This is a genomic window from Lewinellaceae bacterium (assembly GCA_020636105.1).
GTDB lineage: Bacteria > Bacteroidota > Bacteroidia > Chitinophagales > Saprospiraceae > BCD1.
In genome coordinates this window covers 1,889,303-1,909,483 of record JACJYL010000002.1, presented here as the reverse complement: position 1 = coordinate 1,909,483, position 20,181 = coordinate 1,889,303, and the positions used below count along the sequence as shown (strand labels likewise).

The window sequence follows — 20,181 nt, the reverse complement described above, 5'->3', positions numbered from 1 at the left end:
CAGACCATAGAAACATTATTCACCGGAATGCATACCCTCGACACGGCTCTGGTGCGGTCTGTTTTTGCACAGGAAGTGCTGTTGCAAACCATTGCTGAAGATAAACCAACGGGGGCAGAGATAGAAACCGATGGATTGGAGCAATTCATCAGTGGGTTGAGTAAAATACCTCCGGGGCTGAAAATTGAAGAACGTTTGTGGAACTGGAACATTCACGTGGATGGCCACCTGGCCACTGTCTGGACCGAATACACTTTTTTTGTCAATGACGCGGTATCGCACTGTGGGGCCAATGCCTTCCAGTTGTTCAAAGAACCCTCCGGCTGGAAGATCACCAAGATCATTGATACCCGGAGCCGGTTAAATTGCCGCACAGAAGCGGAAGACGATCAAACCCTCATCACCAACTTGCTCGACAACTGGCACCAAGCTGCCGCTGTCTCGGATGCTGTTGTTTTTTTTGGGAGTATGGCCCAAGACGCCATTTATATCGGTACGGATAAAACGGAGCGTTGGTTGCGGGATGAGATGAAGGAGTGGGCGGCTGAATATTTTCAACGTGAATCTGCCTGGGATTTCAAACCTTTTGACCGGAATATTTATGTATCAGAGGATGGTGAATTGGCCTGGTGGGAAGAGAAACTGGACACCTGGATGGGAGTGTGTATGGGTTCCGGCGTATTGGCCAAAACAGGTGAGGGCTGGAAGATCAAACATTATCACCTTAGCGTAACGATAGATAATGATAAGCTTCAGGATTTTTTAAAACTGGTGGAGGGAAAGTAAATGAATACGTAAAACAATGCACCGCTTTCCGCGTTATTAGCCTGAATCAAACCCGGTGGATTCGCGATTGCTTCAGGCGACAGATTCAAATAGCTAATGGATAAATCAAAGAGAGCCCTTTACAACGATTTTTGCGAAAAGGCCGGCGTACCGGTTTTTGCCAGGGACTGGTATTTGGACTCGGCCTGTGAGGGGGGAAGATGGGATGTTGTTTTTGAGGAGGAAGACGGAGAGGTGATTGCGGCTCTGCCTTATTTTATCAAAAAGAAATACGGATTCACTTACATCACCATGCCGCCTTTTGTGAAATATATGGGGCCGTTTTTATTGCCCGAATTTGAAAATTTAAAGGACCAGCACCGCATTTTTGAAAGCCTCGAATCACAGTTGCCTGCTGTGGACAGTTTCAACCAGAGTTTTTATCCGGCTGTGACCAACTGGCTGCCTTTTTTCTGGAAAGGGTACAGTCAAAACACCCGGTACACTTATCGTCTGGATATCAGCGACCTGGATAAGGTTCGGGGAAATTTTGTCCAGGATATTCGCAAGAATATAAAAAAAGGGGAAAAGCTCGTAAAGATCGACCAGGAAGGCAGCCCGGAGGAGTTTTATGAGGTTCTCAAAATGACCTTTGATCGCCAGGGCGAGCAAATGCATGCTTCCCGGGAAATGCTTGTGGAACATCTCAAAACACTCGAAGCCCAAAAAAAATCGGCTCTGTTTTTTGCAAGGGATCAGGAAAACCGGATTCATGCTGTTTGTTGCCTGCTGCGGGATGATGATCTGGCTTATTACCATATATCAGGTTCGGATCCGAAGTTGCGAAAAAGCGGGGCCGGCATTTTTATGGTATGGCATGTGATGCGTTATGCAAAGGAGGAGTGGGGAGTAGATACGTTTGATTTTGAAGGCAGCATGATCAAAAATGTTGAATTTATCTGGCACCGGACGGGAGCGTATCAAGTTCCATATTTCAATATTAGGGGGAATAATTCCCGGTTGTTTAGTTTTGTGGAAAGGTTAAAAAGAGGGTGATTGACGTTATTCAGGTTATTCGGGATTTCCCTCAGTAAGTTCCCTAACCAGCTTAACATCCAATTCCAGTATTTCGGCAATTTCATCCGTGGAGAACCCTTTTGAAATCAAAGATCTGGACACTTTTTTAAGGGTTTCAAAAGAACCTTTTTCCAGGCCTTTCTCGATGCCTTTCTCCAGGCCTTCTTCCAGGCCTTCCTCCCATGCCTGCCTTTTTAATTCTTGTTCAATGATTTCATTAATGCCCATAGGTCTCGAAATTTTTTGTAATGGAATAATTGATGCTTCAAATTTAAGCTTTTCTTCCTTTTTTTCCAAAATGATATAAAAACTCAGAAAGTTCAGCACACAGCCATATCTTTACCTAAATAATCAAGACCATCATCGTACCGAAACATCAATACAAACAACGAATCATTGCGGAAGCCCGGCGGCTTGGCTTTGGGTTTGTCGGATTTGCGAAAGCGGAACAGATGGATGAGGAGGCTCATCGGCTGGAAGAATGGCTCAATATGGGAAAACATGGAAAAATGAGTTACATGGCCAACCATTTTGAAAAGCGCACCGACCCGCGAAAACTGGTGGAGGGAGCTAAAACCGTGGTGAGCCTTATGTATAATTATCATACCGAAAAGCAGCAACGGGACGAGACAGCTCCGAAAATTTCCCGGTATGCTTTTGGAAAGGATTATCATTTTGTAGTGAAGGAGAAACTCAGGGAACTGCTTGATTTTATCCACCTGGAAATAGGGGAAGTGAGTGGACGTGCTTTTGTGGATTCGGCTCCGGTTTTGGAAAGGGATTGGGCACGACGCAGCGGACTGGGGTGGATGGGGAAAAATACCATGCTGATTCGTCCGGGAGCCGGCTCGTATTATTTTTTAGCAGAACTGATCATCGACCTGGAGGTGGAAAGCGATAGCCCGGTGAAAGATCATTGTGGTACCTGCAGGCGCTGTATTGAGGCTTGTCCGACAGAAGCAATATCACCCGGGGGATATATTGTGGACGGCAGTAAATGCATCTCTTATTTCACTATTGAACTCAAAGAAGAGATTCCAGAATCCTACCAAGGGCAATTCGAAAACTGGATGTTCGGCTGCGATATTTGCCAGGAAGTTTGCCCATGGAACCGTTTTGCCAAACCACACAACGAACCTGCTTTTGAACCCCATCCCGAGCTGTTGTCCATGACCAGAAGGGAATGGCAGGAAATAACAGAAGACGTTTTTAGTGAATTATTCAGGAAATCGGCAGTGAAACGAACAAAATATTCAGGACTAAGACGCAACATTAAGTTTTTAATGGAGGAAAAAAAGGAATATTGAAAAGCCAATGCTCTGTTTGCGTACTATTTTGATGTTATTAATTGATTTATCTACGAATTTTTATCATTTTCGATAAAATAGTATTGGTTTTTAATAATTTAGGAATAACAATTTCCATCAGCAACCCCCAAATTTGTATCCTCAAAAAAAAAATAACTATGAAAGTAAAATGGACAGGGGTTTACCCGGCAGTTACCACAAAATTTACAAAAGACGAAGCGCTGGATATCCAGGGTTTTCTAAAAAACACAGATGCACAGATCGCAGCAGGCATCGACGGAATGATCCTCGGAGGTTCTCTTGGAGAATCCTCTACCCTCACGCATGAAGAGCGGATCGAATTGTTACAAGCGACCAAACAGCATATCGGGGATAAAATTCCTGTGATCGTCAATATTGCCGAAGGATCGACACGTTCAGCGATTTCCCTGGCCAAAAAAGCACAGGATGCCGGAGCCGACGGCCTGATGGTTTTGCCGCCTATGATGTATAAATCTACGGATGACGAAACGACTGAATTCTTCAAAACAATTGCGCAGAGTACCGATCTCCCGATCCTTTTGTACAACAATCCCGTGGATTATAAGATTGAGATCAAAATTCCTATGCTGGAAAAGTTGCTCAAGCTTGACAATATTCAGGCCATCAAGGAAAGTACCCGGGATATTTCCAATGTTACCCGTCTGAGAAATAGTTTCGGGACCGACATAAAGATACTTTGCGGGGTAGATACCATTGCCATGGAAGAGTTGATTATGGGCGCCGACGGATGGGTCGCCGGGCTGGTGGATGCCTTCCCTGCCGAAACAGTAGCCATCTACCGACTGGTGAAAGCCGGCCGGATTGAAGAGGCCCTCGCCATTCATCGGTGGTTTTTACCGATTTTAGAACTGGATATTAGTCCCCAGTTGGTGCAAAATATTAAATTAGCCGAGGTGATGACCGGAATAGGAACGGAGTTTGTCAGACAACCACGGAAAATGCTGGAAGGAGCCGAAAGACAACGCGTGCTCGATATTTTAAATAAAGGGTTGGCCAAACGTCCGGTGCTTCCTGATTATCTGAGCTTGTAATTCGCTGCGCTCAACTTGAACCAATAAATAGAGTTAAGAACCAAGAAAAAAAACGCAAAAAATGATCACGGAAAACATAATCGGATACGACCATTCAGGCAAGGGAGATCAAACCTATCATGCTACAGATCCGTCCACCAGGCAATCGCTTGAAGGAACATTTGTCGCGGCAACTCTCGATGAAGTGAACCTCGCCGTGGAACGGGCCAATAAAGCCTCGAAAGTGTATCGCCACACTTCAGGGGCTGAAAAAGCCGGATTCCTGAGAGGCATAGCTGATGAGATCGAAGCGCTGGGAGATACCCTTGTCCACAGGGTAATGGCAGAAAGCGGTTTGCCGGAAGGCAGGGTAACCGGTGAAAGAGGCCGTACCTGCGGTCAACTACGCATGTTTGCCGACCTTGTGGAAGAGGGCAGTTGGGTCAACGCCATTATTGACAGCCCCCAACCAGATCGCCAACCGGCTCCGAAACCTGATATTCGCAATATGCTCCAGGCGGTTGGCCCGATAGTGGTTTTTACCGCGAGTAATTTTCCCCTGGCATTCTCCACTGCAGGAGGCGATACTGCTTCAGCACTGGCGGCCGGGTGTCCCGTGATCGTAAAGGCTCATGAGTCGCATCCGGGGACCAATGCTTTGGTGTCGGAAGCTATTCAAAAGGCGGCCCGTAAAACCAATATGCCTGATGGTGTATTTTCTGCTTTGAATGCGGTGGGTTTCAAGGTAGGTACTGCTTTGGTTCAACATCCTCAGGTTAAAGGAGTGGCCTTCACAGGCTCTTATAATGGTGGGATGGCCTTGCACCGGCTTGCGCAGGAAAGGACGGATCCTATTCCGGTATTTGCCGAAATGGGCAGCATCAATCCTGTTTTTATACTTCCTGAATTACAACACCAACAGGCAGAAACACTCGCGGGCCAGGTTGCCGGCTCCGTTAATCTCGGGGCAGGTCAATTCTGTACCAACCCCGGGCTGGTCGTGGTGATGGATAATGAAGATTCGGAGCATTTTACGCAACACCTCCGGACCGCTTTTCAAAACCTTGTGGCTCAAACCATGCTCAACAAAGGTATTTATCAGAATTACGAACGCCTGAAAGCCGAATGTCTTGAGGAATCGACGGTTAAGGCTGAATACGTTCAGGCACAAAAGGAAGAATCCTGGAAAGCTCATCCTGCTATAGCTTCTGTAAAAGCGGCTGCATTCCTGGAAAATCCTGCCATGCAGCAGGAGATCTTCGGGCCTTTTAGCCTGGTGGTGAAATGTAAAGATGAAACCGAAATGCAGGCTGTGGCTGAAAAATTACACGGGCAATTGACCGCTTCCATGATGGGAACAGACCATGAGCTTGGAGATTGGAATGCATTATTCGATACTTTGCAAACCAAGGCAGGAAGGGTTATTTTTAACGGAGTGCCTACGGGTGTTGAGGTATGTCATGCGATGCAGCATGGCGGTCCGTTCCCGGCTTCGACGGACAGCCGGTTCACCTCAGTGGGCACCGGATCCATCCATCGTTTTGTGCGCCCGGTCGCTTTTCAGGATTGCCCTGAAACATTACTCCCTGAAGCACTCAAGACAGGGAATCCTTTGAATATTTGGCGGTTGGTGGACGGAAAACGGACAAAATAATGAGAAAGACATTTTTCTGCATAGATGCACATACCTGCGGTAATCCGGTTCGATTGGTGGCAGGCGGCGGACCTCAACTCAAAGGGAATAGTATGATGGAACGCAGACTCCATTTCCTGGAAGAGTATGATTGGATACGGAAAGGGCTCATGTTTGAACCCCGGGGGCACGATATGATGTCGGGAAGTATTTTGTACCCGCCATCGGATGAAGCGAACGATGTGGGTGTTCTTTTTATTGAAACCAGCGGTTGCCTGCCCATGTGTGGCCATGGTACCATTGGTACGATCACCATTGGCATCGAGGAGGGATTGATCCAGCCTAAAATACCCGGACAAGTTCGAATGGAGGCACCTGCAGGTCTGGTGATGATCTCCTACAAACAGGAAGGAAAAAAGGTCACTTCGGTCAAACTTACAAATGTCCAGTCCTTCCTTTTCAAAGAAAATCTTGAGGTGGATTGCCCCGATCTGGGGAAATTAAAGGTGGATGTTGCTTATGGCGGAAATTTTTACGCCATCGTCGATCCGCAGGAAAATTTCTCTGGCATACAGGATTTTCAGGCTGCCGACCTGATCCGATGGAGCCCTGTCGTGCGCCGGCGGCTGAATGAGTTATACCATTTTGAACACCCCCTCGATTCCAATATCAGGGGACTTAGTCACATGCTTTGGACCGGCGATACCATCTCCCCCCAGGCAGATGCACGAAATGCCGTTTTTTATGGGGATAAAGCCATCGACCGTTCCCCCTGTGGGACAGGAACTTCTGCCCGAATGGCGCAGTGGTTTTCAAAAGGAAAACTCAAGGTCGGGGATACTTTTGTGCACGAAAGCATTATCGGCAGTCAGTTTGTCGGGAAAGTGGAGTCGGCAGGGAAGTGTGGTGATTTTGAGGCCATCGTGCCGAGTATAGAGGGTTGGGCCAAAATTACGGGTTACAACCAGATCATCATCGATGAAGAGGATGATCCCTATGCACTCGGATTTCAGGTGATTTAAAAAGCAGGTTTCAGTATAATTTAAAATCCTTTCACACATGCAAATTCACATCATTGGCGGAGGCGTTATTGGTCTGTGTTCGGCCTGGTACCTGATGCAGGAAGGCCATGAAGTTGTCGTGATCGATAATACCGACCTTACTGACGGCGCTTCCCATGGGAATGCGGGAATGGTGGTTCCCAGTCATTTTATACCACTGGCTACCCCGGGTGTTATGGCCAAGGGGATTCGCTGGATGTTTGATAAGCGGAGTCCGTTTTTCATCAAGCCGCGGTTGAGCCCTGAATTGCTGGAATGGGTATGGAAATTCTACCGGTCGGCAACGCCCGAAAAGGTGAATAAGGCCATTCCTGTATTAAAACAACTCAATGAAAGGAGCAGAGAACTCTACCAGGAATTTGCGGCTACCCCTCCTTTTAATTTTGACCTTGAACGCAAAGGCCTGTTGCTTTTGTACAACAACCCCAAAACAGAACAGGAGGAAATTGAGATCGCCGAAAAGGCTCATGATTTGGGTATGGAGGCGCGGGTTTTATCATCTGCTGAGGTTCAGCAACTGGAAACCGGCGTAAAGGTTGATGTACGCGGTGGGGTGTATTACCCTGGTGATGCCCACTTATATCCCAATACCTTTATCAGGCAACTGGCTGCTGAGTTAAAAGCATCCGGTGTGAATTTTATCACGGGTAAATCGATTGTTGATTTTAATATAGGAGGAGGAAAGATCGAAAAACTGTTGATGTCTGATGGATCAGCTATTGAGGTAAAACAGGTAGTCCTGGCCGCCGGAAGCTGGTCGGCCCGACTGTTGAAAAAAGCCGGGGTGAAAATCCTTTTGCAGGATGGGAAAGGGTATTCCGTAACTTATGAGAATCTTCCTGCCCGGCCTGAAATACCTACCATTCTAACCGAGGCAAAAGTGGCGATTACCCCAATGGGCAAACACCTAAGAATAGGAGGCACACTTGAGATCAGTAATTTTTCAGAAAAGGTCAATCAATTCAGGTTGCAGGGAATTTTGAATAGTCTCCAGCATTATTATCCTGAATTTTCTGTTGAAATGCCCGATGAAAAATCAATCTGGCATGGTTACCGCCCCTGTTCTCCTGATGGGTTGCCTTATATCGGTAAATCCAAAAAGATCGAAAACCTCATTGTGGCCACCGGGCACGCCATGATGGGCATGAGTACCGGCCCGGCTACAGGAAAGCTGGTGACCCAAATGTTTGCCGGAAAAAAACCGGAAATGGATGTGAGTTTGTTCCGGGTGGACAGGTTTTGAGTTGTTTATTTTTTGAAAACCAAATGATATCCAAATGAGCAACCGGATCATCCGGAATGTGAAAAGTCCGTTGCAAGATTTAAGGTTGGAGGTGAAAAAGGTATATAAAAAAGGGGGGAATCCTTTTTAACTGAGTTCCACACAATCCAAAGCAGCATAAAGAACCTTTTGTGCGACAAATATCCTCATGTGTTAAAATAACCCAATCAAGTATAAGTACTACAAATATGACGTTTATTGACCGGATCAAAAAAATTATGAATGACATAAAATTACTTAATTGTTCAATTGAATTAATTATTAATAAGGTACTCTTTTGGGCTATTAAATATTAGTCAAGATTCTTCCTATCCGAATTTAAGATTCCATAATATATCATTAGTGTTTATTTTTAAGAAATAACACAACTAAAGACCGGGCTTGCCTTTACTAAGTTGGGTCTTTAATTTTTACTATACTAAGTGTTTTCTCCCGGAATACTATATTGGTTTGGGGAGAGGCTAATTGGTTTTTATAAATTTACTGCTAAATTGAAATTAGGATCAGAGCACCTGTCTGGCAGCCAGGCGAGACCAAAATCTGTGTTGTTAAAAAAGGAAAATGAGATTCAAAGTGCAGCGTCCCGGCATCGTATGCAGAGGACTAGCTAACGCAACATTTTTTCTATGTCGGGTTTTTTTAGGTTGCGGTGCTCTGCACCTTGATGCCTCTTCCCCTTGTTTGGTGACAAAGATTGAGGTGCGCTGCACCTGATTATATTCGGCGGTTAAATTTCAAAACCAATTAGCGCAGGAAATACAAAAAACAAAGCTACAGGGCTTTCAGCCCTTTCTTATGGTCGTTTATTGGTAAGGCCTAAAGGCCCTGGATTCTTCAAGCGAAATTTTATTTAAAGCGATTATTTTTGTTAAATGATAATTAGCCTCCTGTAAAGAGAGAGTATGATGCCTGCGGCATTTAGAAATTTTGAACCATTCTAAGGCTCGTAGAGACGACATATGCAAAGCAGGGCACGGAGTGTCCTGCCTTGCAGCACTAATTTGAAGTTCCGTAGGAACGGCATTACTCAAAAAAGCTCTTTTCAAATTCAAATGCCTTTCTGAATTGAGAGGGTGTGATCCCTTTTAATTTCCTGAACTGGCGGTTAAAATTGGAGAGGTTATTGAATCCCACCTCGTAACAAACCTGGGCAATCGAATATTTTCCTTCCGACAACAGCTTGCAGGCGGCCTCGATTCTCAGTTCATTGAGGTAACCGAAATACGTTTTCCGGGTATGCAATTTAAAATACCTGCAAAACTGGGAAACGCTCAGGTTGGCAATGGCAGCTACTTCTGCTAATTCAATGCTTTCGGCAAAATGTTGGAAAGAATATTGAAAAACATGATCCAGCCGCTGACCATCTTTTTCCTCAAAAACCGGTTTGAAAGTGGCTTCATTCAGGTATTGGATGGTTTTGGTTTGGCACAAAATTCCCAGTAAAGACAGGAAGTTTTGAAAAAGATCAATTCCACTCATGAGGAGGCAGGATTCAATTTGGGCGCTCAGTTTCTTTTTTTCTTCTCCCAAAACCCAGATGCCCCGTTCTGAAGCTTCCAGCAATTGTTGGATTTCCAGCAATTCGGGGAGTTCGAAAAATCCTTCGCCAAAAGATTTTTTATGAAAAAAAATGGAAGTAGCCCGAACGCCGGGGCTGTTTTCGCTAAAATAAACAGCATCGTTTTTTAACAAATGCGGAACATTGGAGCCCACGAGAAAAACGCTGCCTTCCTGGAAACGAATAAAACTATTGCCCAAAAATAACATGCCGCTTCCCTGTTGTATGGCCGTCAACTGCCATTCGGGATGATAGTGCAGGCGGTCATAAAAATGCGGTCCTTCATCCACCTGTATCCGGAAGGAGGTCGCTTCTGTTTTCGGAATTTTAAAAGGGAGAGGCTTCATTTTTGTCGGTCTTAAGTCATCGTTTTACAGCGAAAGCCACCCTGGGGATGTTATCTTTCCTCTACTTCAGAAGGCTTTCGCACTCTTTTGGCCAGTTTTAACAGCACCACAGGGAAAGCCGCGGCGAAGCTTTTTAAATAGGCCGTCACGGGGACTGTTTGCGCTTTGGAAGCCAAAATGACCGTGCCGATCATAAAAAGTATAGCCCCTGAAATGGCTTCCACCGGGGTGAGCGCCCGGTAGAAATAACGGGATAACCCGAGTCCGAAAATACTGCCGTAAAGAATGATGTAATGGATAATATAAATATTGAGGGTGTTTTGCCCGATCTTGTTCAGGGTCGGCACCTTTGACAGGAATTTTTCCAGGGCGAAGAAAACAGCAAGGATAATAAAAACGTATCCTAAACGAATGAACAGATAATTGTTATTAGCAATATCTTTGAACAATTCCACATTGAAGAAAAGGCCAAGATTTAAAAAAAACTTCGAGGAAAAAATAACCATTACCGTTCCAATGATGGTTAGAGCACTCATCATAATGGAACTCCCTCTTTTCAAGTCGTAAAAACGCACATAGATTAACCCGAGAAATCCACCAATGAAAGTATATCCCAGCCAGGGCAGGGGAGTAAATACGCTGCCGTTGGCTTTAGTAAGATAACCGAGTAAAAAAGGATTTTCAACGGTAAATTGATGCGAAACGGCTGCCGGTTCGAAAATGAAGAACAACAGTCCCAGCACCAGCAAAAGATTTTGGAAAAACTTTTTATTTTCCCGACCCACTGCGAGGAAAAGTCCCATCAGGGCCATGAGCCCCAGTCCCAGGCAGTGTAAAACATTGACGGAGAAGAACCCACTTGAAAAGTACCCGGTAACAATGCTGAAAATGTTCGTATTGAGCAAATAACCCCAGAGAATGAGTTTTATCGCCCGCTTCATGGTTTTGTTCACCCGTTTGTTTTGCTTTGCGGGATCTTCAGTTTTGAAGAGTAAATATGTGACTACCAGTCCTGTTACCGTAAAAAATAAGGGTGCCGTAAAACCCCGGCAAAAAAGCCAGGTATTGAAAAAAAAGTTCCCCGTATCCCTGTAGCTATTATCCAATAGGGAGTTAATGAAATGCCCCTGCAACATCATCAAAATGGCGAAGGCACGAATGGTGTCAAGATGAAAAACCCTTGAATTCATTTAAAAATGCTTGTTCTGATACGTTTTTTTTCTTAATCCTCTCAAAATCAATGCAAAAGTATACCTTTTATTGCAAATAATGTTCTGCGAAGTGGGGCAAAATGGAAAAAATCATTTTTTATGTTAATTTATTGTGGACATTCGTGTCGCAAGATGTTGGCCGGATGCCGATAAATGGAGCAGGGAAAAGAAACAGAGGGCTTCATGGCAGAAACGGGCTTAAAGAATAATAAAAACTGAGGGTTGAATGCTTACGGAATAAAAAGGAAAAATTATTCCGCCTGCAGCAAATTGTGATCGCACCAGAATTTAATGGTCACTTCGATGGTCTCGCAAAAATCATCGAGTTCAACGGGCTTGGCCACAAAAGCGTTGGCTCCCAGAGCATAACTCTTTTTGATATCAATAGGAGAACAAGAACTTGAAAGGATGACAATGGGCGGTTTTGAATCAGGGAACCTGCTGTTGATCATTTGCATGATATCCTGACCGTTGAGCATGGGCAGGTTGAAATCGAGAAGAATAAGAGATATTTCATCCAACCCGTTTTCTTCGGCCCAGGCCAAAAAATCCTTGCCGTAGTCGAAATGAATTAATTCCGGGGCATTTTTGACATTTTTCAACGCAAATTTTATGAGTTTTACGTCTCCGGAATTGTCTTCAATAAGGACTACCTTTGCTTGACTATCCATAATAAGGGAGGATTAAACATCCTGTAAAATTATAAAAAGGCTTAAATTTGAACGAAATAAGGTTTAATTTACATTTTAATTTTCAAATTTAACTTTTATTTCCTAAAAGATATATTCCTGTTGATGAAAAAATACAGCCGTTACCTGGTTATTGGTTTGAGTTTTTTACTGGCAGCTTTTCTGATCTATGTTTTCCGGGCCATTGTGACATACATTCTTATCGCATGGGTACTGTCCATGATCGGAAATCCCATTGTGGAATTTTTAAAAACCAAAGTAAAAATAGGGAAGTTTCGGATGGGCACCAATCTTAGTGCAGCCATTACCTTGTTGCTTTACTTTGTGGTATTTACCTTTTTTATTCTTTTGTTCGTGCCCCTTGTCATTGAACAGGCTGACAATCTTGCGGGGGTCGATTATAAGGAAATTGCAGATGCGCTGTACCAGCCTTTCAATCAATTGGAAATATGGCTGGAACGTTATGGGGTAAAATCCGACGAGTCTCTTGAGGAATTGTTGCAAAGGTCTTTGACGGGGTATTTCGATCCGGGAAACTTCGCCAATATTTTTGCGGATGCCCTGTCCGTTGCCGGCAATCTTCTGATCGGAATCTTTTCGGTGGTGTTCATCACCTTTTTCTTTCTGAAAGAGGAAGGATTGTTCGTTAGGGTAGTAACGAGTCTTGTTTCTCCGGATTATGAAAAACGTGTAGCCCATGCCCTGGGAGATATCAGCAGCCTGTTGAGCCGATATTTTGCAGGTGTTTTAATCCAAATAACCCTTATCACAGTTTTGGTTTCCGTGAGTTTGAACCTGCTGGGCGTTAACAATGCCCTCCTGATCGGGCTGTTTGCAGCCTTGATCAATGTGATCCCTTATATAGGGCCTATCATCGGAGCGGCCTTTGGAGTATTGATCACCGTTTCTTCCAATCTCGATCTGAGTTTTTACAATGAAATGTTGCCAATGATCTTTAAAGTGATGGGCGTATTTGCCGTTATGCAACTCATGGATAATTTTATTTTTCAGCCCGTTATTTTTTCGAACAGCGTGAAAGCACACCCGCTCGAAATATTTCTCATTATCCTCATCGGAGCCCAGATCCAGGGCATTACGGGCATGGTGCTGGCCATTCCAACTTACACAGTGATCAGGGTGGTGGCCAAAGAATTTTTGAACAGATTCCAGATCGTTCAAAAAATCACCAGTGGAATGAATCGGTAGTCAGGGCGGTTCAACCGGTGATGTTGGAGAATTGTTTCCAGGCCTGTTCCCCCAGTTGCCTGGTGAGTGTTTCTATGTAATAACTGCCTGCTGCCGGGTCGATTACTTTGTCCAGAAAACTTTCCATTTTCAGGAGGTGTTGGACATTGCGGGCGATGCGCCGGGTAAAGGCTTCGTTTTTAGGTCCGGCGGGCGCAACGTATAAACGATCCACTCCACCGATGACAGCAGAAAGGGCTATCGTAGCGGCGGCGATCATGTTTTGATTCTCTTCTTTCTCCAGGGCAGAATGGTTGCACCGGGCACAAATTTTGACCGGGATCGCAGGGTCGCAATTGTATGCTTTTAGCAAATTGGCCCAAAGCAGTCTCAATGCCCTTATCCTGGAGATTTCTACGAAGAAATCCTTTCCTATGGAAATGTCAAACTGAACCTGGCGGGCCGCATCTTCCACGGCAAATCCGGCTTCCTGCATTTTTTTCAAAAAATTGTTGGCTTCGCTCGTTAATTCTGCAAGTGTTTCAGAAGGAGCCGTGGTTTTAAGCGCTATGGCATTAAATAGAGTAAAATGTGGAAGGGCCTGGTTCGCCTGATTGAAAATGACTTTTACCACTTCTGTCGATTTACTCCCTTCCTTAAAAAACGACCCTTTTAATTCATCAATGTTTACATGATGTACATTCAGCCAGGTAATCCAGTTGCTGAATGTTTCCGGTAAAGAAGCTTCGGACTCCAAAATGAAATGAGTGGAAATAAAAGCAGGGTTTATCCGGGTAAAAAGTTCGTCAAAATCCTCTGGAGACAAGGTTTTACTCAGTATAAATTCCGGTGCATTGACCCCACCTGAAAGGGCGGCAATGGCTTTGGCGTTGGCTTCTTTGAGGTTCAGCGTGTCGAAGGTTTCTCCAATGGCCCAATCATTCGAAGATCTTTGGCTGGCAATGTATGGAGCGGGTTCAGTGAAATCATCCGGATGGTAAAAGGGTTCCGCGGAAAGATGAGCCTCAACCTGCCAGTATAAAGATTCAATGGGCTGGCCTTTCAGATCCGCTTCGACGTTCTCCTGCCACACTTTTTTGGATGTTTTTTTAAAATCTTCGAACATATGATATATGCTTTGTTGTTTTAGTTTTTCGGCGTACCGGATGCTCAGTAAGAGCCACCAGGCAAAAAAATGAAGGGGAATATGGTGGTTCGCCATGCTTAATTGGACGATAAGGGATATTCCCTGGCTAATGATTCGGCCGGTCCGGATGGCTGCAATTTACGGAAAATTCCACGAGTAAGGTGGCAGGCACCGTTTAAATGTTTGCCTTCAAAAATATTTTCATTTGAATAAAACTTCTTTTTAAAAAATTGGTTATATTTGCAGAACTAAGCTTAATTAGATTCAATCTAAATAAAATTAACACAAAAATGGAGAAGCGACTCATATACCTTGACAACAACGCTACAACCCCCATGGATCCACGGGCAGTGGAGGCCATGTTACCCTTTTTTCATCAGCATCCAGGGAATGCAGCCAGTAGAAATCACCCGTTTGGCTGGGTTGCAGAGGAAGCAGTAGATTATGCAAGAGAGCAGATTGCCAATCTAATTGAAGTTGATCCAAAGGAAATTATCTTTACTTCAGGCGCTACTGAATCGGATAACCTTGCACTGAAGGGGGTTTTTGAAATGTATTCCCGTAAAGGAAATCATATTATCACGCTGAAAACAGAACACAAGGCTGTGCTCGATTCTTGTAAGAAGATCGAGAAGATGGGAGGAGAGGTAACTTACCTTGATGTGCAAAGGGATGGAATGTTGGACCTTGCCGTGCTGGAGGCAGCGATTAAGCCGAGTACAATATTGGTTTCCGTGATGTGGGCCAATAATGAAACCGGCGTGATCCAGGATATGAAAGCTATCGGGGACATTTGTGCAAAACATGGAGTGTTGTTGATGAGTGATGCAACCCAGGCTGTTGGTAAAATTCCTGTGAAACCCAAAGAAGTTGGCGTTCATTTGATGGCTTTTACCGGCCACAAAATGTATGGCCCTAAAGGCGTCGGAGCTTTATTTGTGAATCGCAAAAATCCTCGTGTAAAAGTAACGGCTCAAATGGACGGTGGCGGTCATGAGCGCGGGATGCGCTCCGGAACGCTTAATGTTCCCGGAATCGTTGGGTTTGGTGCTGCAGCGGGTATCGCTAAAGAGCAAATGGCTGAAGACGCTGCCCGCCTTTCCAAATTACGCGACAAGTTGGAAACCACCCTGAGAAACAACATGGAGGAAGTTTACATCAACGGGAATACAGAAAATCGTATGCCGCATGTGACGAACTTGTCTTTCAAGCACGTTGAAGGAGAAGGATTGATGATGACGTTCAACCAGGAAATTGGTGTTTCTTCAGGTTCTGCCTGTACCTCTGCTTCCCTGGAGCCCTCATATGTTTTGATGGCCCTTGGCCTTGGGGATGACCTGGCACATTCTTCTATCCGGTTCAGCCTTGGACGGTTTACCACAGAAGAAGAAATTGACCTGGCCATTGAAGCCCTGACCAAAGGAGTAAATCATATGCGTGACCTCAGCCCGATCTGGGAAATGTACAAAGAAGGCATTGACCTTGACAGCGTACTCTGGCAGGAGCATTAATGAGTGCGGTAAATAGATATAAAATTAAAGTTTAAAGTAAATTAACACTTTCAATTATGGCATATTCTGAAAAAGTATTAGAGCATTTTAAAAACCCAAAGAACGTTGGTACGCTTGATAAGAGCAAAAACAACGTGGGTACCGGATTGGTTGGTGCCCCTGAATGTGGTGACGTTATGCGTCTCCAAATAGAAGTGGACGAAGCCACAGATACTATCCTCGATGCCAAATTCAAGACTTTTGGTTGTGGTTCAGCCATTGCATCTTCTTCTTTAGCCACCGAGTGGTTGAAAGGAAAGACTATTGATGAAGCATTGAGCATCGACAATATGGATATCGTGGAAGAACTGGCCTTGCCGCCGGTAAAAATCCACTGTTCAGTATTGGCCGAAGATGCGATCAAAGGCGCTATCGAAGATTACAAGAAAAAGAATAATAAATAAAAATAGTTAGCACAATGTTATTTGTTGCAGATACAGCAAAAGTGAAAATCCAGGATATCATGCAAAGTGAAAAACTGGATAAGGATTATTTCATCAGGGTATCCGTTACCAGTGGTGGATGTTCAGGATTGTCGTATCAAATGGACTTTGATAACGAATCCAAACCGAATGACCAGGTCTTTGAAGACAATGGTGTCAAGATTGTAACAGATCTAAAGAGTTTTCTTTACCTGTGCAATACCACACTCGAATTTTCAGGTGGACTGAATGGCAAGGGTTTTTATTTCAACAATCCTAATGCGGCGCGTACTTGCGGGTGCGGGGAGAGTTTTGCTGTATAGTTATTTCTGGGTGGACCGGAATGGAATTTTACCATCATAAATAAACCGGCCCAAGATGTTGACACTGTTTTTAAGTTAAAAAGTGAAGAGCCAATCCCTCACTTTTATGAGACAGAAGTATAGATAAAATAAATATTACCTGAAAGGATGCACGATGTGAATGGTGCATCCTTTTTTTATCCCATCAAATTATTCCTCTGTATTATCTTACCACTTTTTTATAGCTATTGCTGATTATGGGAAACTTGTCGAAAAGATGCGGATGTTTATCAAAGTATTTTTTGATCCGGTAGCGCAGGTTGTCCGTATTCTCAAAACCGAGTTCCAGGGCAACATCCTTCTTTACTTTATTTTTATGGATCAGGGCGGCTTCAATGCGCTGGAGGTCCAAAATAGCGTGTTCCTCTTCCATAGATACAGCCGAATGTGCCGATTGTCCCCCAAAATCCGTTAACGATCCCGACAAGCTTTTGCTGGAGGCATGCGATTCAGTAACAGGGGAAAAATTCGAAATTTCAGCAGGGAGGCACCTGACATCCATTTGGGAGCTGCCCATGATCTTTTTGCGGAGCAACATATAATTAAGGGTGTTTTTTAGTTCCCGGATATTGCCTTCCCAATTGTAATCGATCAAATGCCTGATGGCCTCCTGGGTAACGACTTCGTGTGGAGGTTGTTCCAGGAAATGTTCCATGATAAATTCAATATCGTCCTTCCTTTCTCTCAAGGGAGGAATCTCGACGGTCATGGCTTTAAGCCTTTGATAAAGATCTGCCCTGAAAGTGCCTTTCTGAACTTCCTCAGCGAGATTGCGGTGGGTGGCAGTGATGATCTGCACATCCAGCTTGATGTCTTTTTCAGCCCCTACCGGGCGTATGAGTTTCGTTTCGAGGAAACGTAACAGTTTAATCTGGATATTGGCATCGATGTCTCCGATTTCGTCGAGCAGCAGGATGCCGCCGTCGGCCTGGTGGAAGAATCCCTCCACATCTCTCGTCGCTCCGGTAAAAGCGCCTTTTTTATGGCCAAAGAGGGTGCTTTCCAGCAAGGTATCCTGGATGGCAGAAAGATTGATGGCCTGGAAAGGTTTATCTTTTCGGGAGCCGTGGCGGTGCATATAACGGGCAGCCACTTCTTTTCCGACCCCTGTTTCTCCGAGCAGCAGGACGGTAATGTCAGGTTCGTCGGCCACCAGTTTCAGCACGCGTTTGATCTCCCGTATTTTGGTGGACTGGCCGACGAAGAGATAATCGCGGTTTTCCTGGGCTCGATGTTTTTTGACTTCTTCTTTGAGTTTTTTGTTTTCGGTTTTAAGGTGGTGGCTTTCAATGATCTCTTCAAACTTTTTTTTCCAGAAATCGAATTCATAATCGCCTTTGGTCAGAAAATCACGGGCACCCAGTTTCATTGCCTCAACAACGGTTTCGATGCGTTTGTCTGCTGTGACTACGATAATGGGTATTTCCGGGTAAAATTTGCTGACCTTTGAGATGAGTTCGAACCCGATTTTTTTCTTACTCTCATCGAGTACCAGATCCATAAGCAGCAGATCAAAGTTGCTTTTTTCGATCAGTTTTTTCTCCAGATGCTCCGGGCTAACGGCACCTTCAAAGGTGAAGTGCCGTCGGAAGGCATAACGAATCTGCTGGTGAAATTCAGGGTCGTCATCAACGATTAATATGGAATAATTTTTATCAGGCATACGAATTTTCGATCTTTTCCAAACCGTTTTTTAGCTGTTCAAGTCTTTCTACGCAAAGGGTTTCCCAAAATAAATTTTCGTCAGAACACTCATTTGTAAAAAAAGGAGCTACGGCATAAAATAGCTTTCCGAGTTCCTCAAAGTCCCTGTAATAAGGGAGGCTTTCAAAGTAGGGCATATAAAATTGCCACCTGCTTTGTAATACATTCCATTTAAGCGGTAATTTGTTGGGCAACAACAATTCAGCCCTCACCGTTTCAAAATCAGCCTCATGAACCGTTAACTCATCCCTTGCTATCTTACATACCCTAAGCATTTTATGAAGCTCATCCGTTACACTTTCGTCTCCGTGCCCTTCAAAAAAACGATTGAGTTTTTGTGCGACATCTACCCCGCCCGTGGTTACGGGTGTCCATTCCTGCTCAGATGTCCTGGCATGGAATAAAGCCTCCGGGGCATTGGCCGGTAATTTTAGTAAGTCCAAATAATTGGCATCTTGCGCTTTACCGAAACCGGCATTGAGCAGAATGGCCATGGGGGAGTGCAGTTTCAAATAGTTCTTCCAACATAAAGAAACCGAAAGATAATTATTATTTATAAAAATTGGTTCCTGAATAATCAAAACATCATCCTGAGCCAACTCAGGAAGGTCTTTTTGCAGAGGCAAGGTATGGTGAGAGCAGGAAATAGCCTTTCCGGAAAAGATATTTTCCAGGGTTTGACCCAGTGTTGGAAAATTGGTGATGATGATGATCCTGCTCATTCTTTCTTTCTCCCTGAATTGGCGATTGAAAATAAGGATAAATTTAAGCAATAAATTTAAGAAAGTGAATGATGGTTCTTTTGGTTCAGGATTTCAACTGAAAGATATTAATTGTACACTTCTTCGGGCATGGATTGAAGTAAATCAGCAAATTGATCCCGCAATTCTTCCAAATTTACGGTGTGGGTGCCGGTCAGTAATTTTTGGGTAATGTTCTGTACCAACTGTTTATAAATGCCTTGGGTCTTACTGGCATAAACCGTTTCAAGATTCGTGCTGAAATCATCAAAATCCAGCGTCCGGCCCAGCAAATTTTCCTGCTCCAGTAAAGTTTTTTCCTGGGAAGACCCTTTACGCAATTTTCCCGTAAAACTCAGTAACCGCAAAAATAAGAGTTTATTGTCCTCCAGGCGAAGGTGTTGGTACAGTTCATCTGCCTTTGGTTCACTTTTTAACAAAAAAGGAGAAAGGGCGGAGAACATATCTTCTTTGAGTTCAAAGACTTTGGCTTTGAAAGCCCTGGAATAGGCGTTCCATACCTGGTCGAAATGGTTTTTTTTCAATAACTTCAACTCCTTATCTTCGCGGGAATCGATTAGATGAGTGGTGCCATTGATGCGTTGAGCGTTGAAAGTGCCTTTGGTGCCGAGCAGGCCACGTGGATTGGAGGCAATGTATAAACTGCCACTGCCTTCACCAAACAGAAAACATCTTAGCGATTCAATTACCCTGTTCTGTTTACGGGTTTCCTCCAAAATAGCTTCAATAGACTGGCTGCTATATCCATGGTTGCGATGCAGGAAAATGAATACCTCGCTATCGTTTAGGTATTCGGCCGCTTTGGCTGCAATAATGGTTATTGCAGTGGATGAAAAACGTTGGTCAATTCTTATAACACAATCACCTTCTTCAGTGCCGGCAACCTGCCATTTGTCATAATCACCTTCAAGACCTCCGTAATTCCACCACCAGACAATGATCATTACACGTCGTTTGTGGTCTTTCATGTTTCTCTTTAGTATGTGTTTCAAATAACACCGATTACATTTCCTTTCCAATAATCGGCATTCAAAAGAACAATGAACTATGAGCAAATCATATTCCATA

At 44.3% G+C, this 20,181-nt stretch carries 19 protein-coding genes; 11 read left to right on the top strand and 8 right to left on the bottom strand.

Annotated elements, in window-relative coordinates; all coding sequences use genetic code 11:
- The first annotated feature begins 27 nt into the window (after window positions 1–27).
- Together H6571_24665 and H6571_24660 are read left to right on the top strand one after the other, a co-directional pair.
- A complete protein-coding gene (locus H6571_24665) occupies window positions 28–786 on the top strand; it encodes a nuclear transport factor 2 family protein (GenBank protein MCB9326945.1) in 759 nt (252 codons plus the stop codon).
- Window positions 787–882: 96 nt separating this feature from the next.
- Entirely contained in the window at window positions 883–1,821 is a 939-nt protein-coding gene (locus H6571_24660) for a GNAT family N-acetyltransferase (GenBank protein ID MCB9326944.1), read from the top strand.
- A gap of 15 nt (window positions 1,822–1,836) precedes the next feature.
- Here the strand turns inward: H6571_24660 and H6571_24655 are convergent, their stop codons facing one another.
- Window positions 1,837–2,070, bottom strand: coding sequence for a RecX family transcriptional regulator (locus tag H6571_24655; GenBank protein MCB9326943.1), 234 nt, complete (start codon window positions 2,068–2,070; stop codon window positions 1,837–1,839).
- Between the two features lie 134 nt (window positions 2,071–2,204).
- Between H6571_24655 and queG the strand changes: the two genes are divergently transcribed.
- From queG to H6571_24630, 5 genes are all read left to right on the top strand, one after another.
- A complete protein-coding gene (gene queG / locus H6571_24650; protein MCB9326942.1) occupies window positions 2,205–3,149 on the top strand; it encodes a tRNA epoxyqueuosine(34) reductase QueG in 945 nt (314 codons plus the stop codon).
- Window positions 3,150–3,307: 158 nt separating this feature from the next.
- Window positions 3,308–4,222, top strand: coding sequence for a dihydrodipicolinate synthase family protein (locus H6571_24645; GenBank protein MCB9326941.1), 915 nt, complete (start codon window positions 3,308–3,310; stop codon window positions 4,220–4,222).
- A gap of 61 nt (window positions 4,223–4,283) precedes the next feature.
- Window positions 4,284–5,855: an aldehyde dehydrogenase (NADP(+)) gene (locus H6571_24640; protein ID MCB9326940.1), complete on the top strand. Its 1,572-nt coding sequence runs from the start codon at window positions 4,284–4,286 to the stop codon at window positions 5,853–5,855.
- Entirely contained in the window at window positions 5,855–6,856 is a 1,002-nt protein-coding gene (locus H6571_24635; protein MCB9326939.1) for a 4-hydroxyproline epimerase, read from the top strand. Before H6571_24640 ends, H6571_24635 begins: the two co-directional genes overlap by 1 nt.
- Window positions 6,857–6,893: 37 nt before the next feature.
- Window positions 6,894–8,138, top strand: coding sequence for an FAD-dependent oxidoreductase (locus H6571_24630; GenBank protein ID MCB9326938.1), 1,245 nt, complete (start codon window positions 6,894–6,896; stop codon window positions 8,136–8,138).
- A 1,062-nt stretch (window positions 8,139–9,200) separates the two neighbouring features.
- Here H6571_24630 and H6571_24625 read toward each other — a convergent pair.
- The 3 genes from H6571_24625 to H6571_24615 all read right to left on the bottom strand — a co-directional run bounded on the left by H6571_24625 (window position 9,201) and on the right by H6571_24615 (window position 11,964).
- Window positions 9,201–10,082: a helix-turn-helix transcriptional regulator gene (locus H6571_24625; GenBank protein ID MCB9326937.1), complete on the bottom strand. Its 882-nt coding sequence runs from the start codon at window positions 10,080–10,082 to the stop codon at window positions 9,201–9,203.
- A gap of 50 nt (window positions 10,083–10,132) precedes the next feature.
- Window positions 10,133–11,272 (bottom strand): DUF1624 domain-containing protein, encoded by a 1,140-nt coding sequence (locus H6571_24620; GenBank protein MCB9326936.1) that lies wholly within the window; start codon window positions 11,270–11,272, stop codon window positions 10,133–10,135.
- A gap of 272 nt (window positions 11,273–11,544) precedes the next feature.
- Window positions 11,545–11,964, bottom strand: a complete 420-nt coding sequence (locus H6571_24615) for a response regulator (GenBank protein MCB9326935.1) — start codon at window positions 11,962–11,964, stop codon at window positions 11,545–11,547.
- A gap of 123 nt (window positions 11,965–12,087) precedes the next feature.
- Here H6571_24615 and H6571_24610 point away from each other — a divergent pair, with 123 nt between their 5' ends.
- Window positions 12,088–13,188, top strand: coding sequence for an AI-2E family transporter (locus tag H6571_24610; GenBank protein ID MCB9326934.1), 1,101 nt, complete (start codon window positions 12,088–12,090; stop codon window positions 13,186–13,188).
- Window positions 13,189–13,198: 10 nt separating this feature from the next.
- Here the strand turns inward: H6571_24610 and H6571_24605 are convergent, their stop codons facing one another.
- Window positions 13,199–14,389, bottom strand: coding sequence for a hypothetical protein (locus tag H6571_24605; GenBank protein MCB9326933.1), 1,191 nt, complete (start codon window positions 14,387–14,389; stop codon window positions 13,199–13,201).
- A gap of 215 nt (window positions 14,390–14,604) precedes the next feature.
- On the opposite strand from H6571_24605, the gene H6571_24600 reads away from it, so the two are divergent.
- From H6571_24600 to H6571_24590, 3 genes are read left to right on the top strand one after another with little or no spacing between them, the layout of a single operon-like run.
- A complete protein-coding gene (locus H6571_24600; GenBank protein MCB9326932.1) occupies window positions 14,605–15,825 on the top strand; it encodes an IscS subfamily cysteine desulfurase in 1,221 nt (406 codons plus the stop codon).
- A 56-nt stretch (window positions 15,826–15,881) separates the two neighbouring features.
- On the top strand, window positions 15,882–16,268 hold the full coding sequence (gene iscU / locus H6571_24595; protein ID MCB9326931.1) for a Fe-S cluster assembly scaffold IscU: 387 nt from the start codon (window positions 15,882–15,884) through the stop codon (window positions 16,266–16,268).
- A gap of 14 nt (window positions 16,269–16,282) precedes the next feature.
- Window positions 16,283–16,609: an iron-sulfur cluster assembly accessory protein gene (locus tag H6571_24590; GenBank protein MCB9326930.1), complete on the top strand. Its 327-nt coding sequence runs from the start codon at window positions 16,283–16,285 to the stop codon at window positions 16,607–16,609.
- 202 nt (window positions 16,610–16,811) lie between these two features.
- Here H6571_24590 and H6571_24585 read toward each other — a convergent pair whose 3' ends face one another.
- From H6571_24585 to H6571_24575, 3 genes are all read right to left on the bottom strand, one after another.
- Window positions 16,812–18,311 (bottom strand): sigma-54-dependent Fis family transcriptional regulator, encoded by a 1,500-nt coding sequence (locus tag H6571_24585; protein MCB9326929.1) that lies wholly within the window; start codon window positions 18,309–18,311, stop codon window positions 16,812–16,814.
- Entirely contained in the window at window positions 18,304–19,074 is a 771-nt protein-coding gene (locus tag H6571_24580; protein ID MCB9326928.1) for a hypothetical protein, read from the bottom strand. The genes H6571_24585 and H6571_24580 overlap by 8 nt, the downstream gene beginning before the upstream one ends.
- A 107-nt stretch (window positions 19,075–19,181) precedes the next feature.
- Window positions 19,182–20,081 carry a hypothetical protein gene (locus H6571_24575; GenBank protein MCB9326927.1) on the bottom strand — a complete coding sequence of 300 codons (900 nt, stop codon included), beginning with the start codon at window positions 20,079–20,081 and terminating at the stop codon, window positions 19,182–19,184.
- Between the last annotated feature and the right edge of the window lie 100 nt (window positions 20,082–20,181).

Excerpts from the sequence above, each read along its gene's own strand:
- H6571_24665 (MCB9326945.1), top strand. The coding sequence starts at position 28 with ATGCATACCCTCGACACGGCTCTGGTGCGGTCTGTTTTTGCACAGGAA.
- H6571_24660 (MCB9326944.1), top strand. The coding sequence starts at position 883 with ATGGATAAATCAAAGAGAGCCCTTTACAACGATTTTTGCGAAAAGGCC.
- H6571_24655 (MCB9326943.1), bottom strand. The coding sequence starts at position 2,070 with ATGGGCATTAATGAAATCATTGAACAAGAATTAAAAAGGCAGGCATGG.
- H6571_24645 (MCB9326941.1), top strand. The coding sequence starts at position 3,308 with ATGAAAGTAAAATGGACAGGGGTTTACCCGGCAGTTACCACAAAATTT.
- H6571_24640 (MCB9326940.1), top strand. The coding sequence starts at position 4,284 with ATGATCACGGAAAACATAATCGGATACGACCATTCAGGCAAGGGAGAT.
- H6571_24635 (MCB9326939.1), top strand. The coding sequence starts at position 5,855 with ATGAGAAAGACATTTTTCTGCATAGATGCACATACCTGCGGTAATCCG.
- H6571_24630 (MCB9326938.1), top strand. The coding sequence starts at position 6,894 with ATGCAAATTCACATCATTGGCGGAGGCGTTATTGGTCTGTGTTCGGCC.
- H6571_24625 (MCB9326937.1), bottom strand. The coding sequence starts at position 10,082 with ATGAAGCCTCTCCCTTTTAAAATTCCGAAAACAGAAGCGACCTCCTTC.
- H6571_24620 (MCB9326936.1), bottom strand. The coding sequence starts at position 11,272 with ATGAATTCAAGGGTTTTTCATCTTGACACCATTCGTGCCTTCGCCATT.
- H6571_24615 (MCB9326935.1), bottom strand. The coding sequence starts at position 11,964 with ATGGATAGTCAAGCAAAGGTAGTCCTTATTGAAGACAATTCCGGAGAC.
- H6571_24610 (MCB9326934.1), top strand. The coding sequence starts at position 12,088 with ATGAAAAAATACAGCCGTTACCTGGTTATTGGTTTGAGTTTTTTACTG.
- H6571_24605 (MCB9326933.1), bottom strand. The coding sequence starts at position 14,389 with ATGGCGAACCACCATATTCCCCTTCATTTTTTTGCCTGGTGGCTCTTA.
- H6571_24600 (MCB9326932.1), top strand. The coding sequence starts at position 14,605 with ATGGAGAAGCGACTCATATACCTTGACAACAACGCTACAACCCCCATG.
- iscU (MCB9326931.1), top strand. The coding sequence starts at position 15,882 with ATGGCATATTCTGAAAAAGTATTAGAGCATTTTAAAAACCCAAAGAAC.
- H6571_24590 (MCB9326930.1), top strand. The coding sequence starts at position 16,283 with ATGTTATTTGTTGCAGATACAGCAAAAGTGAAAATCCAGGATATCATG.
- H6571_24585 (MCB9326929.1), bottom strand. The coding sequence starts at position 18,311 with ATGCCTGATAAAAATTATTCCATATTAATCGTTGATGACGACCCTGAA.
- H6571_24580 (MCB9326928.1), bottom strand. The coding sequence starts at position 19,074 with ATGAGCAGGATCATCATCATCACCAATTTTCCAACACTGGGTCAAACC.
- H6571_24575 (MCB9326927.1), bottom strand. The coding sequence starts at position 20,081 with ATGAAAGACCACAAACGACGTGTAATGATCATTGTCTGGTGGTGGAAT.